Annotated in this window: 16 protein-coding genes; all 16 read left to right on the top strand. The window is 36.8% G+C overall.

Translation table 11 applies throughout. The annotated features are described in order from the left end of the window. Nucleotides 1-13: 13 nt before the first annotated feature. The 16 genes from J2S77_RS05090 (at nucleotide 14) to J2S77_RS05015 (ending at nucleotide 13,840) form a co-directional block, all read left to right on the top strand. On the top strand, nucleotides 14-643 hold the full coding sequence (locus tag J2S77_RS05090) for a chemotaxis protein CheC (RefSeq protein WP_306975255.1): 630 nt from the start codon (nucleotides 14-16) through the stop codon (nucleotides 641-643). Then, complete coding sequence (locus J2S77_RS05085; RefSeq protein ID WP_306975253.1) at nucleotides 640-1,137, top strand: chemotaxis protein CheD; 498 nt, start codon at nucleotides 640-642, stop codon at nucleotides 1,135-1,137. Before J2S77_RS05090 ends, J2S77_RS05085 begins: the two co-directional genes overlap by 4 nt. Next, on the top strand, nucleotides 1,137-1,460 hold the full coding sequence (locus J2S77_RS05080; RefSeq protein WP_306975251.1) for a hypothetical protein: 324 nt from the start codon (nucleotides 1,137-1,139) through the stop codon (nucleotides 1,458-1,460). The genes J2S77_RS05085 and J2S77_RS05080 overlap by 1 nt, the downstream gene beginning before the upstream one ends. An 18-nt stretch (nucleotides 1,461-1,478) precedes the next feature. Next, nucleotides 1,479-2,240: a FliA/WhiG family RNA polymerase sigma factor gene (locus J2S77_RS05075; RefSeq protein WP_370871784.1), complete on the top strand. Its 762-nt coding sequence runs from the start codon at nucleotides 1,479-1,481 to the stop codon at nucleotides 2,238-2,240. 21 nt (nucleotides 2,241-2,261) lie between these two features. After that, entirely contained in the window at nucleotides 2,262-3,782 is a 1,521-nt protein-coding gene (locus tag J2S77_RS05070) for a flagellar assembly protein A (RefSeq protein WP_306975249.1), read from the top strand. A gap of 70 nt (nucleotides 3,783-3,852) precedes the next feature. Further along, nucleotides 3,853-4,158 (top strand): hypothetical protein, encoded by a 306-nt coding sequence (locus J2S77_RS05065; protein WP_306975248.1) that lies wholly within the window; start codon nucleotides 3,853-3,855, stop codon nucleotides 4,156-4,158. Between the two features lie 26 nt (nucleotides 4,159-4,184). Next, nucleotides 4,185-4,739, top strand: coding sequence for a DUF6115 domain-containing protein (locus J2S77_RS05060; protein ID WP_306975247.1), 555 nt, complete (start codon nucleotides 4,185-4,187; stop codon nucleotides 4,737-4,739). A gap of 147 nt (nucleotides 4,740-4,886) precedes the next feature. Continuing rightward, nucleotides 4,887-5,639 carry a 30S ribosomal protein S2 gene (gene rpsB, locus J2S77_RS05055; protein WP_306975244.1) on the top strand — a complete coding sequence of 251 codons (753 nt, stop codon included), beginning with the start codon at nucleotides 4,887-4,889 and terminating at the stop codon, nucleotides 5,637-5,639. Between the two features lie 99 nt (nucleotides 5,640-5,738). Then, nucleotides 5,739-6,623, top strand: coding sequence for a translation elongation factor Ts (tsf, locus tag J2S77_RS05050; protein ID WP_306975243.1), 885 nt, complete (start codon nucleotides 5,739-5,741; stop codon nucleotides 6,621-6,623). A gap of 81 nt (nucleotides 6,624-6,704) precedes the next feature. After that, nucleotides 6,705-7,427 carry a UMP kinase gene (gene pyrH / locus J2S77_RS05045; RefSeq protein WP_306975241.1) on the top strand — a complete coding sequence of 241 codons (723 nt, stop codon included), beginning with the start codon at nucleotides 6,705-6,707 and terminating at the stop codon, nucleotides 7,425-7,427. 2 nt (nucleotides 7,428-7,429) lie between these two features. After that, entirely contained in the window at nucleotides 7,430-7,987 is a 558-nt protein-coding gene (gene frr / locus J2S77_RS05040; protein WP_306975239.1) for a ribosome recycling factor, read from the top strand. Between the two features lie 83 nt (nucleotides 7,988-8,070). Continuing rightward, entirely contained in the window at nucleotides 8,071-8,817 is a 747-nt protein-coding gene (uppS, locus tag J2S77_RS05035) for an undecaprenyl pyrophosphate synthase (protein WP_306975238.1), read from the top strand. 12 nt (nucleotides 8,818-8,829) lie between these two features. Continuing rightward, nucleotides 8,830-9,618 (top strand): phosphatidate cytidylyltransferase, encoded by a 789-nt coding sequence (locus tag J2S77_RS05030; protein WP_306975236.1) that lies wholly within the window; start codon nucleotides 8,830-8,832, stop codon nucleotides 9,616-9,618. Nucleotides 9,619-9,642: 24 nt separating this feature from the next. Continuing rightward, nucleotides 9,643-10,788 (top strand): 1-deoxy-D-xylulose-5-phosphate reductoisomerase, encoded by a 1,146-nt coding sequence (dxr, locus tag J2S77_RS05025; protein WP_306975234.1) that lies wholly within the window; start codon nucleotides 9,643-9,645, stop codon nucleotides 10,786-10,788. Between the two features lie 15 nt (nucleotides 10,789-10,803). Continuing rightward, nucleotides 10,804-12,060 (top strand): RIP metalloprotease RseP, encoded by a 1,257-nt coding sequence (gene rseP / locus J2S77_RS05020; RefSeq protein ID WP_306975232.1) that lies wholly within the window; start codon nucleotides 10,804-10,806, stop codon nucleotides 12,058-12,060. A gap of 82 nt (nucleotides 12,061-12,142) precedes the next feature. Further along, nucleotides 12,143-13,840 (top strand): proline--tRNA ligase, encoded by a 1,698-nt coding sequence (locus J2S77_RS05015; RefSeq protein WP_306975230.1) that lies wholly within the window; start codon nucleotides 12,143-12,145, stop codon nucleotides 13,838-13,840. Nucleotides 13,841-13,870: the final 30 nt, after the last annotated feature.

Raw genomic sequence — 13,870 nt, 5'->3', positions numbered from 1 at the left:
TGAGGAATTCATGATGAGTGATTACTTTAATTTTAAACAAATTCATCTAGATGTTTTAAAAGAAATCGGTAATATAGGTGCCGGGAATGCGGCCACTTCATTATCTCATTTAATCAATCGTTCGGTATCTATGGACGTACCTGTTATAAATGTAGTGACTTTTGATGAAATGATGATGGAAATAGGCGGCAAGGATGAAGTACAAGCAACTGTATTTGTTCAGGCGAATGGGGATATTTCGGGGAATATGTTTTTTATGATTCCGCCAGATGAAGCGGATTTATTTGCTCAATTGATGATTGGTGACCCATCAGAAAAAGTCTCTGAAGGTGATGAAATAGCAACGTCAGCATTTCTTGAGCTTGGAAATATTTTAACTGGATCTTATTTGAGAGCCTTCTCTGATTTTACGCAATTAGATATTAATCAATCTGTGCCACATGTAGCCATAGATATGGTGGGCGCTATGTTAACTCAAGGACTATTGGAGATTTCAACAGTATCTGATCAAGCCATTATGATTGAAACGATCTTGCATGATATAGAAGGGTTTGACCAAGCCATTAAAGGTCATTTCTTCCTATTGCCGAATCCCGATGCCTATGCAACAATTTTTCAAGTTCTAGGAGTTCACTCGTCATGACACAAGTTTCAGAAGCCGTTAAAGTTGGAATTGCTGATTTGAATATCTCCCAGCACCCACAAACCATTATGACAGCAGGTTTAGGATCTTGTATTGGTTTAGTCTTATACGATGAAACGAACAAGATCGCTGGGTTAGTTCATATTATGTTACCTGATTCTTCGATGAGTCGTAACCAAACATTTAAGGAAGCAAAATTTGCGGATACTGGTCTACTAGCTCTACTTAAATTACTGGAGTCCCAAGGTGTTAGAAAGTCGCGATTAAAAGCAAAAATGGCTGGGGGTGCTCAAATGTTCAATTCAACTAATAGTAGTGAAATGATGCGAATTGGGTATCGAAATGCTGAGGCAGTACGTGCGTTATTAAAAGAACAAAACATTCCAATTGTTGCTGAAGATTGTGGTGGCAATAAAGGGCGAACGATCGAATTTATGATTGATGATTCACTATTAAAAATTAGAACGATTCATGAAGGTGTGACTTATATCTAATGGTTGGATCTATTTTATATAATATTCTTACGTCAACAATTGTATCGGTTTATACATTTATTCTAGCGATCAGGAATAATACTCCAGAACACGCTTTATTTCGTAGCATAATCATATTTATTCTAACATTCTTGATCGTTTACTTGATTCGCAAGGCGTTATTCTTTGTTACCAAAACCAATAGAGAGACTTTAACTGTTGAAACATATTCGGAAACGAATTATCAAGATGGTCAATCCTATCAGAATCAGGAGGAAATTGATCATGGTCAAGCCGCAGAGCAGGTTCGGACATTATTGCAGGAAGAACAACGTGAAACTTAAGCTTGGGGGTGCATGCCATTGAATAAATCAACAACGTCTATGACTGCCTTATGGAATAAATGGCAGGAAACAAAAGACCAAGAAGCGGGTAATTTACTGGTTGAACATTACATGCCCTTGGTAGATTATCAAGTCAATCGTATTCACTCCCACCTACCAAGAAATGTTGACCGCCAGGACGTTAAAAGCTTAGCGTTTATGGGATTGGTTGATGCGTTAGAGAAATTTGATACAAACCGAGACTTAAAATTTGATACTTATGCTTCCTTTAGAATCCGAGGCGCAATCATTGATGGATTACGCAAAGAGGATTGGCTTCCCCGTTCTGTTCGAGAGAAATCGAAAGAAATCGAACAAGGATATGAAACACTAGAACAAACACTACAAAGGGAACCTACTGTAGAAGAACTTGCGAATTACTTAAAAATGCCGGAAGATGAAGTGGCAGAAGTATTAAAGGATACGCTGTTTGCCCACGTACTGTCAATTGAAGATAAAACAGACGAACAAAATGATGAACCACGAGAGAATTTAAGAAATACAATCCCTGATACATACGAAATTCAACCCGACCAACAATTAGTCAAACAAGAAAACATCCATGAGCTGATTCAAAAAATGCAAGAACTTAATGAAAATGAACAAATGGTTTTGAGTTTATTTTATAAAGAAGAATTAACTTTAACTGAAATTGGTGAAGTTTTAGACCTTTCTACATCAAGAATCTCACAAATTCACACTAAGGCAATCGCCAAGCTCTATCATTTATTATCCGCTTAGTGAAAAAAAGGGGGATTCAGAATGGAATTGAAAGACTTTATAAAGGTTAAAGTATCAAATGATCGTCTCGAAGCGTCTTTAGAAGCTAACGTTGACTATTTAGAAAGTTTGCAGGCAGAATTAGATCATCAAGAAGATGATCAAGATGGTCATGCAGATCATCCAACAGATGAACTGGAAGTGGAAGCAGTTCAATTAACGGATAAATCGTTCAAGATTGAAGAATTAGTGACTGCTGAAGCAATCCGCAAACTTCTCACCCAAGAAAATATTCAATATGGATTGGATGATATGGCAATCCAATCGTTTTGTGAAGTAATAGTTAATGGTGAATATGATGAAGAGAACACATACACGCAAGTCGTTGCTACTGGTGATGCACCTATCAATGGCGAGGACGGATCGATTGACTACCATATTAGCTTGATGACTCAAACTAAAGTTGATGAAGCTGCCCATAAAGTTGATTTTAAAGAAATGATGAAAATTCCCGTTGTGGAAATTGATGATCCATTAATTACGATCATTAAGCCGACAGAAGGTGAATCAGGCCAAGATGTATATGGTGAACTAATCGCTCCTAAGCCAGGTAAAGATGTCCAAATCAAAGCTGGTGAAAATACGAAAATCAATGACAAGCAACTAACCATTTATGCAACAAATAGCGGTCAAGTACATTTTACTGAGAAAGAAATCCAAGTGTTACCCGTCTATCAAGTGTCTAGTGATCTTGATCTGAATGTGGGTAACATCGATTTCAATGGTTCGATTGTTATTAAAGGAGATGTCCCTGAAGGTTTTGCTTTGAAAGCTCGTGGTGATATTACGATACAAGGAATTGTTGAAGCTTCTAAGATTGAGGCAGGTGGATCAGTTTTTATTAAAGAAGGGATCTCTGCATTAGGGAAGGGCTTTGTTAAAGCGACATTAGATATTTTTGCAGGTAATGTCAATCAAGCTAATCTTGAAGCAGGCAGAAAAATTCAAGTAAATAATTCAATTTTGCATAGTCATGTAACTTCAAGAGAACAAGTTATTTGCCAAAAGGGGCATATTATTGGTGGTTCTGTTTCAAGTGGAAATTATATTGAAGCAAGAGATGTCGGTAATCGAATGAGTACTAAAACTCAACTATACCTAAGTGAAAACAAAAAGGCAGTCGAAAAGAAATCATATATAGAAAGTCGAATGAAAGAACTCGTCGATCAGCTCAAAAAATTAAGGACCATTGGAGATAAGTTTGAACAAATAAAAGCTGTTCGTGATTTAACCAGCAAAGAACGTGTGACCTTATTAAGACAACAACATTCTTATGAAAAAGCTAGATTAGAGTTGAATGAACTTAATGATGAATACAAAGTCTATGCTAAAAGCCAACCAGAAGAGGAATCAAATCAATTAATAAAAGTAGTAATTCATGATACAATATATCCGAATGTTGAAATTAATGTTGGTAAATACGCTAAAGTGATTAATAAAGAAGCGTCTAAAGTATCCGTCATATTTCAGGACTTAGATTTTTCTATTAACCCTTTAGTTTAAGTATCTTAAATCACAAATAGTTGCTGATGATGATTAATTTGTTAGTAACTGATAATGAAGAGGTGATCACATGAGTTGGAAAGCTGTCGAACTGCAGGTTGCACTTCCAAGAACACAAGATGCTGGTCAACTTCAAGATCAATTACAACAAAGAGCCCAAGTTATGCAAGATGTATTAAGTGAAGAACAATTAAAGGAATTAGAGCGCAAAAGAAAAGCGGTCTTAGAATCGAACGAATCTGAACCAGCTCGCAATGAAGATGACGATCATTCAGAGCATGTCTGGTCACAAGATACTAGGCAACAATCTAGAAAAGAACCAAATCAACAAATTCCTCATCCTTATCTAGGTAATCGAGTGGACTTATCTAGATGAGATACAAGGTTTAGGTGGTATAATTAGTGGAAATATTTAGTCTTATCTTACACGGTGTTTCATTTATCGCTATTATATATTTATATCAAAGACTAAGACATTTAGATGAATCTAATTCTGATCCGGAAAAACGTGTTCGGGAAATTGAAGATTTATTTAATTCTTATCTGTTGGAACTTAAAGATGAGAATCGTAAATTACTTGAGGAAATGTCGAAATTTGAACGGCAATCTCAAGTAAGTCAAACAAGAGAAACTTCGTACAATAATGTTGGGACTAATAATGATCCAGTAGAGGCTACATTAAATGTAAGCGAAGAAGATAACCAACAATCTGAAGAATCATCTATGGTACAAAAAACAGAAACAACACAACCGTTTGATATTAGTGACATGATTGAACACAAAGAAGATAAAGTAGAAATTAGTTCTCAAAGGACAACGAATCATTCAACACCCCAGCAAAAAGCTTTTCAAATGTATGATCAAGGTTATTCCATTGAAGCAATAGCCAAACACTTGGAAATGGGCTATACTGAGGTTGAATTGATGGTGAAATTTCATTATAAAATGTCGCATTAAGACTTGCCTACCCAATAGTAATGTGATATATTTACTTTTGGTGTTAATACACACGTCTGTGGACGTAAGTGAAGGTGCTCGTTAATTGAGTTTCGCTTTCGTATGAAGCAGTCGGAGGAAAACAAAACCAATTAGGAGGATTTTATTATGGCAGCAATTTCAATGAAACAATTGCTAGAAGCAGGTGTCCATTTCGGTCACCAAACACGCCGTTGGAACCCGAAAATGAAACGTTATATTTTCACGGAACGTAACGGCATTTACATCATTGACCTACAAAAAACAGTTAAGAAGGTCGATGAAGCGTTCAACTTCGTTAAGGATGTTGCACAAGACGGAGGCACAATTCTTTTCGTTGGAACGAAAAAACAAGCACAAGATACAGTGAAGGAAGAAGCAACTCGTGCTGGTATGCATTATATTAACCAACGTTGGTTAGGCGGCACATTAACAAACTTCCAAACTATTGAAAAACGTGTTAATCGTCTTAAAGAAATTGAAGGCATGGAAGAAGACGGTACTTTCGATGTTCTTCCTAAGAAAGAAGTCGTGATGATTCTTAAAGAAAAAGAACGTCTTGAGAAATTCTTAGGCGGTATTAAAAATATGGAAGGCATTCCTGATGCATTATTTATCGTTGACCCACGCAAAGAGCGTATCGCTGTAAAAGAAGCGCATAAGTTAAATATTCCTATTGTAGCTATGGTTGATACAAACTGCGATCCGGATGAAATCGATTATGTTATTCCAGCAAACGATGACGCTATCCGTGCGGTTAAATTAATCACATCAAGAATGGCTGACGCGATTTTAGAAATGAAACAAGGTGAAGCAACAGAAGATGTTGCTGAAGAAGTAACTTCTGAAGACGAAGAAGAAAAAGAAGCCGTTCAAGAGTAAAAGGTTGAGGTGATAAGAGGTAGGACCTTTTATCACCTTTTTTACACTGAATATCTATGAACTTTTATAAATTAACTATTCCCTAAGGAGGACATTTTAATGGCAATTACAGCGAATTTAGTAAAAGAGCTGCGTGAAAAAACAGGCGCAGGCATGATGGATTGTAAAAAAGCATTACAAGAAACTGACGGTGACTTAGACAAAGCTGTTGAATACCTACGCGAAAAAGGTATGTCAAAAGCAGCGAAGAAAGCGGATCGTATCGCAGCAGAAGGCTCTACACATATCGTTGCAAACGATCAAGCAGCTGCTATGATTGAAGTTAATGCTGAGACGGATTTCGTTGCTAAAAACGATCAATTCAAGCAACTTTTAAATGATTTAGCAAGTCATATTCTTAACCATCGTCCAACTACGGTTGAAGAAGCATTTGAACAAAAAATTAATGGTACTGACCAAACAGTAAGTGAGTATATCACATCAGCTATCGCAACAATTGGTGAGAAAATTTCACTTCGTCGTTTCCAAGTATTTGAACAAGGCGAGAACAGTGCTATTGGAAACTACATTCATATGGGTGGTAAAATTGGCGTGCTAACGCATTTAGAAGGAACAAATGATGAAGCTGTAGCAAAAGATATTGCCATGCATATCGCAGCGATCAATCCTCAGTATTTATCTCGTGATGAAGTTGATCAAGAGATCGTTGATAAAGAACGTGAACGTCTAAAACAACAAGCACTTGAAGAAGGCAAACCTGAGCATATTGTAGAGAAAATGGTAGAAGGTCGTTTAGGCAAGTTCTTTGAAGAAATTTGTCTTTTAGATCAGGCCTTTGTTAAAGATTCTGACCAGACTGTAAAACAATATGTAGAATCAAAAGGTGCAACAATCAAAACTTTCGTTCGTTATGAAGTCGGCGAAGGCATGGAAAAACGTGAAGAAAACTTTGCTGATGAAGTCATGAGCCAAGTTAAGAAGTAAAGAATTGTTTAAAATAGGGGACACATTGTGTTCCCTATTTTAAAACAAGTTTTTAATATTTACATAATGACGGAGGTAAATATGTCTAAAGCTGATTTCAAACGAGTTGTCCTTAAATTGAGTGGAGAAGCCTTAAGTGGGGAACAAGGTAATGGAATTGATCCACGATTCATTAAGTCAATTGCTAAACAAATTAAAGAAATACACGAACTAGGGTTAGAAATTGCAATCGTTGTTGGGGGTGGCAATATCTGGCGTGGTAAGGTTGGTAGTGAAGTCGGCATGGACCGTGCTAATGCCGATTATATGGGAATGCTTGCCACGGTTATGAATTCGCTCGCTTTACAAGATAGTTTAGAAAATTATGGTGTAGAGACTCGTGTTCAAACATCAATCGAGATGCGTCAGGTAGCGGAACCTTATATTCGTCGGAAAGCCATGCGCCATTTAGAGAAACAACGTGTTGTCATTTTTGCTGGAGGTACTGGAAATCCTTATTTTTCTACTGATACGACAGCTGCCTTGCGTGCCGCAGAAATCGAGGCGGATGTTATACTAATGGCTAAGAATAATGTGGATGGTGTTTATTCAGATGACCCAACCATAAATAATAATGCGGTTAAATACCATGAATTAAGTTTTATGGAAGTATTGAATGGTGGGTTAGGTGTTATGGATTCCACTGCATCTTCATTATGTATGGACAATAACATAGCATTAATAGTATTCTCGATTATGGAGGAAGGTAACATCAAACGGGTTGTTACTGGCGAAGAAATTGGAACAATAATTAGGAGGAAATAGTGATGAGTGACGAAGTGATTAAAGATTGCCGTGACAAAATGAAAGGTGCTGTTGATGCTTTTTCGAAACAATTAGCAACAGTACGAGCTGGCCGTGCAAATCCAGCTATCCTAGATACGGTTTATGTAGAGTATTATGGTGCACAAACACCTCTAAATCAGTTAGCTAACATTTCTGCACCTGAAGCGCGTTTGCTTGTCATTACACCATTTGATAAGTCTGCAATTGGTGATATGGAGAAAGCGATCCAGAAAGCGGATTTAGGTTTAACACCTAATAATGACGGAAAACTTATACGCATTAACATTCCAGCACTAACGGAAGAGCGACGTAAGGAACTTGTGAAGATTACTAGAAAATACGCTGAGGAAGCTCGGGTGCAAGTTCGTAACATTCGTCGTGAAGCTAACGATCAATTGAAAAAGTTAGAAAAAGATAGTGTAATCACTGAAGATGAGTTACGTTCTTATACAGATGATGTTCAAAAAGAAACAGATAAGCACATTGATCAAATCGATCAAATGCTAGAAGCTAAAGAAAAAGAAATGACTGAAGTATAAGACATCATAAGTGTTTCTGACAGCTTTCGCTTTAGCGGCGAAAGCTGAATTTTTCTTAAATGTTATATTGGAGAGGGATCAATATGCTTTTTCGTCAAAATGAAAAAGATGAAAAACAACAAATAAGTTCAGATAATATCCCACAACATATTGCAATTATTATGGATGGGAATGGTCGATGGGCAAAAAAACGTGCATTACCAAGAGTAGCTGGCCATCGTGAAGGAATGAAATCAATTGAAAAAGTAGTAAAACGCGCCTCTAACCTAGGTGTTAAAGCTTTAACGCTTTATGCTTTTTCTACTGAAAATTGGAAACGACCTCATTCAGAGGTTGAATTTATCTTGAAGTTACCATCTCAATTTCTTAATACATATTTACCAGGATTAAAAGAAAATAATGTTAAAATCACGACAATTGGAGATTTTGATTCTCTTCCTGATTTTACCCAGAAAGCAGTAAACCAAGCGATTGAGGAAACAAAAGATAACGATGGTATGTCATTAATTTTGGCTTTGAATTATGGTAGTCGTAAAGAGCTAGTAGAAGCGACAAAACAAATCGCTCAAGATGTTCAAGAAAATTCGCTTCAAATTGATGAAATTGATGAGAATGTCATCGAGCAACATTTATTAACTTATACGGTTCCCGATCCTGATTTATTAATTAGAACGAGCGGTGAAAAACGATTAAGCAATTATTTATTATGGCAATTAGCTTATGCTGAATTTTATTTTACCGATCAGTTATGGCCTGAATTTGACGAAAATGCATTAGATGAAGCCATTAAGGAATATCAACATCGAAAGAGACGATTCGGTGGATTGTAGGGATGTGATGTATTGAAACAACGCGTTTTAACAGCTGTAATTGGGCTAATTATATTTTTACCATTTATTGTTTATGGGGATTGGCCTTTTATATTAATTATAGGGCTATTAGCAACCGTCGGGCTTAGTGAGTTATTCCAAATGAAAAATATCACGTTGTTTAGTTTTCCTGCTATATTAAGTTTTGTGCTATTATGGATTGGATTTATTGATTTATTTATTTATTCATTTTTAGCAAACTTACCAATTAATCTGACCGAATTGGCATTATTAGCAGCGTTTACTTTATTAGCTTTTATTGTGCTTGTAAAAAACCATGTGACGTATAGCGACATGGCTTTTATACTTTTATCATTCATTTATGTTGGCGTTGGATTTGCAACTGTAATTGAAACGCGATTACTAGGCTTAGATTATATATTGTTTGCATTTTTAATCATCTGGTTTACGGATACAGGGGCATACTTGATTGGTCGTTCGATTGGCAAACGTAAATTATGGCCTGAGATTAGCCCTAAAAAGACAATCGCAGGATTTAATGGAGGAATTGCAAGTGCTGTCCTCATCGCTTTAATATTTGAAATGATTAATCCGTTGTATGATAATATAGTCATAGTGATTATGATTGCCATTTTAGGTTCAATCTTGGCACAACTAGGGGATTTAGTTGAATCAGCATTAAAACGTACTTACGGAGTGAAAGATTCTGGTCGAATATTACCAGGTCATGGTGGCATATTAGATCGGTTTGATAGTTTAATTTTTATGTTACCTTTTCTACACTTTTTACAGTTCCTTTAATTTAATCATGAATGAGGGTAGACAATGAAAAATATAGTCTTATTAGGGGCAACAGGATCTATTGGTGTACAAACATCAGATATTATTGAAGCAAATCCATCCGAATTCAATCTTTATGCGATGGCATTTGGGACACGAATAGATGTAGCTAAACCTATTATAGAGTGTTTGAAACCTTCAATAGTTGTAGTGAAAGATGACTTAGTCAAGGAACAACTAATTCATCAAATTGATGGCAACATTTCAATTTACTCTGGGTTAGACGCTTTAAATGAATTGGTTACACAACCTGATGTGGATTTAGTGGTTAATGCATTATTAGGTAGTGTTGGGTTAAAGCCTACATTGGCGGCTATTCGTGCCCAAAAACAAATTGCATTTGCAAATAAAGAAACACTTGTTACGGCAGGCCATCTTGTAAAAGCTGAAGCTGATCGATACGGAGTTGATTTATTACCTGTTGATAGTGAACACGCTGCTATTCATCAATGTTTACGAGGAGAGAGTCCGAGTGAAATTAAGCGAATGGTTATCACAGCTTCAGGAGGTAGTTTTCGTGACTACACACGAGATGAGCTAGTTGGTGTTACTAAGGAAGATGCTTTAAAACATCCTAATTGGAGTATGGGTGCGAAAATAACAATAGACTCTGCGACTATGATGAATAAAGGTTTAGAAGTCATTGAAGCACACTGGCTTTTTGATGTTCCATATGCTCAAATAGACGTATTAATGCATAAAGAAAGTGTTATTCATAGTATGGTTGAATTTGTTGATCAGAATGTAATGGCGCAACTTGGTACACCAGATATGAGAATCCCCATTCAATATGCTCTAACCTACCCTGATCGAACAACTTATAATTTGTCATCAGGACTTGATTTAACATCGTTCGGTACGCTTCACTTTCAAGACTTAAGTTTTGATCGTTTCCCTTGTTTAGATATGGCTTATCAGGCTGGACGAGAAGGTGGATCTATGCCAACTGTATTAAATGCAGCAAATGAAGAAGCAGTACAGTTGTTTTTAAACGATCAGATTGATTTTTTAGGTATTGAGAAGGCTATATATGATGAATTAGCTGAACATCAAAGAATTGAATCGCCAAATTTAGATACAATTTTAGAGATTGATCAGGAAACACGCAAACGTGTAAGACGCCGTCACTAAAGGAAGGTGCTTGGATTGAACACAATAATAGCATTTATATTTATGTTTGGCTTACTCGTGTTTATTCATGAACTAGGCCATTTGATTTTAGCGAAAAGGGCAGGAATGCTTGCACGAGAATTTGCCATTGGTTTCGGTCCGAAAATTTTTTCCTACCGTAAACACGAAACATTATATACGATTAGGTTATTACCGATTGGTGGTTATGTAAGGGTTGCTGGTGAAGATCCAGAAATTATCGACTTAAAACCAGGTCATCATATAGGTTTAGAGTTTAATGACTTAGGTGAAGTCAATAAAATCATCGTCAATAATAAGTCAAATCACCCTGATGCAAAAGTTGTTGAAGTATCTAGAATTGATCTAGATCATGAATTAACTATTGAGGCTAATGATTTGGACACTGAAACTTTCCATAAATATAGTGTTAACCGACAAGCCTTATTCGTGATGGATGAAAAAGAAACATTAATTGCTCCATATGATCGACAGTTCTCAAGTAAGAATACAATCCAAAAAGGACTACAAGTATTTGCAGGGCCATTTATGAACTTTGCACTAGCAATTGCTTTGTTCATTGCACTTGGTTTTGCCCAAGGTGTTCCGGCTGAACAAGCAATTATAGGAGAAGTACAAGAGGATTCACCTGCTGCAGCAGTCGACATTGAAGCAGGCGACCAAGTTGTGTCTATAGATAATCAGTCGATTAATACATGGACGGATTTTGTGAGATATGTACAAGAAAGACCTGGGGAAACAGTAGAATTAACGATGGAAAGAGGGGATGAACTTGTTACTACTTCAGTCGCTCCTGCTGAAATCACAGAACAAGGACAATCTATCGGCCAATTAGGTGTTCGAAGACACTTCGAAGATGCACCAGGTGATGTGATCGCTTATGGTTTTACCCAGACTTATGATATGACGATTCTTATATTAGATGCTCTTGGCCAACTTGTGACAGGTCAATTATCATTAGATGCATTAGCAGGACCAGTCGGTATCTATTCAGCAACTGATGACGTTGTTCAAACTGGTTTTTTCAACTATATCATGTGGACAGCGATGCTTAGCATTAATTTAGGTATAGTAAACTTATTACCTTTACCCGCATTAGATGGTGGACGCTTAATATTCATTGGACTTGAAGCGATTCGAGGTAAGCCGCTTGACCCCCAGAAAGAAGGAATTGTTCACTTTATCGGGTTTACATTACTCATGTTATTAATGATTGCTGTTACGTGGAATGACATTGAACGACTATTTATGTAATTGGTTTTACATGATTAGATTAAACGATTAATCTTGGTTGTTCATATTCGGTCAGGGAATATAATAAATGAGGTGAAATTGTATGAGACAAAGTAATATGCTAATTCCAACTTTACGAGAGGTACCTAAAGAAGCAGACATTCCAAGCCATCAGTTGTTATTAAAAGCTGGTTATATTCGTAAACTAGCATCTGGTGTATATAACTTTTTGCCATTAGGTAAGCGTGTCTTACGTAAGTTAGAAACGATTATTCGTGAAGAAATGGACCGTACTGGCGCACAAGAAATTCAGATGCCAAGTCTACAACCGGCTGAACTGTGGGAAGCTTCAGGACGCTGGGAGACGATGGGGCTTGAATTAATGCGACTAAATGATCGCCATGAACGAAAATTTGCATTAGGGGCAACGCATGAAGAAGTTGTGACATCTCTAATAGGGGATGAAATCAATTCATATAAAAAATTACCGTTAACCGTTTATCAAATCCAAAATAAATTCCGTGATGAAAAGAGACCTCGGTTTGGATTGTTACGCGGTCGTGAGTTTTTAATGAAAGATGCTTATTCTTTCCATGAAACTTATGAATCGCTTGATGAAGCTTATAATCGTTTGTTTGAAGCTTATAAACGAGTGTTTGAACGATGTGGATTGAATTTCCGAGCCGTTATCGCTGACTCAGGTGCTATGGGTGGTAAAGACACGCATGAATTTATGGTTTTATCAGATATTGGTGAAGATACAATAGCGTATTCAGATCAATCTGATTACGCCGCCAACGTAGAGATGGCTCCCGTACTACCAACAGAAGAGAAGCCAAAGACGGAACCTAATAAATCACTTGAAAAAATTGAAACACCAAATGCGAAAACGATGCAAGAAGTAGCTGACTTTTTAGGGCATTCCTTACAAGAAGGCATGAAAGCTATCATGTTTAAAGTAGATGATCGTTTTGTTATGGTTGTCACGCGTGGGGATCATGAAGTCAACGATGTTAAACTCAAAAATTTATTCGATGCTAAGTTTATTGAATTGGCAACAGAACAAGAAACGATTGATGTGGTTGGTGCTGGATTTGGCTCTTTAGGCCCGATTAATGTTCCTGAAGATGTAGAGGTTATTGCTGACTATGGTGTGCAACCCTTAGTTAATGCCTCTTGCGGTGCCAATGAAAATGGTTACCATTTCCGCAATGTCACACCAGATCATGATTTTGAGGTAACACAATACGCTGATGTTCGTTTTATTGAAGAAGGAGACCCTTCTCCAGATGGTCATGGTACCATCCAGTTTGCAAAAGGTATTGAAGTGGGCCATGTATTTAAACTCGGGTCACTTTATGCGGACAAGTTAAACGCTTCATTTTTAAACCAAGAGGGACGAGCTCAAACTTATATTATGGGTTGCTATGGAATAGGGGTATCACGTACATTAGCTTCTGTAGTTGAGCAGTTCCATGACGAACAAGGCATGTTTTGGCCAGATTCTCTCGTTCCGTTTGATGTTCATATGATCAATCTTAATATGAAGAAAGATGAACAAGTTGAATTAGCAGAAACAGTTTATACAAACTTACAAGATCAAGCCTTTGATGTGTTATACGATGATCGTCAAGAACGAGCTGGTGTCAAATTTAATGATAGTGATTTAATTGGAATTACGCATCGCGTGACGATTGGTAAACGCGCAAATGAAGGTTATGTAGAATACAAGAATAGAAAAACTGGCGAACAACAAGATATCCATGTAGATGAACTTGTTTCATTTTTAAAAACGTTATGATTACAATCAAAACCCTTGTCTATGAATAGG

It is taken from the genome of Alkalibacillus salilacus, from assembly GCF_030812915.1.
Classification (GTDB): domain Bacteria; phylum Bacillota; class Bacilli; order Bacillales; family Alkalibacillaceae; genus Alkalibacillus; species Alkalibacillus salilacus.
Note: the sequence above shows the minus strand (reverse complement) of the source record. Positions and strands in the feature narration are given on the sequence as shown.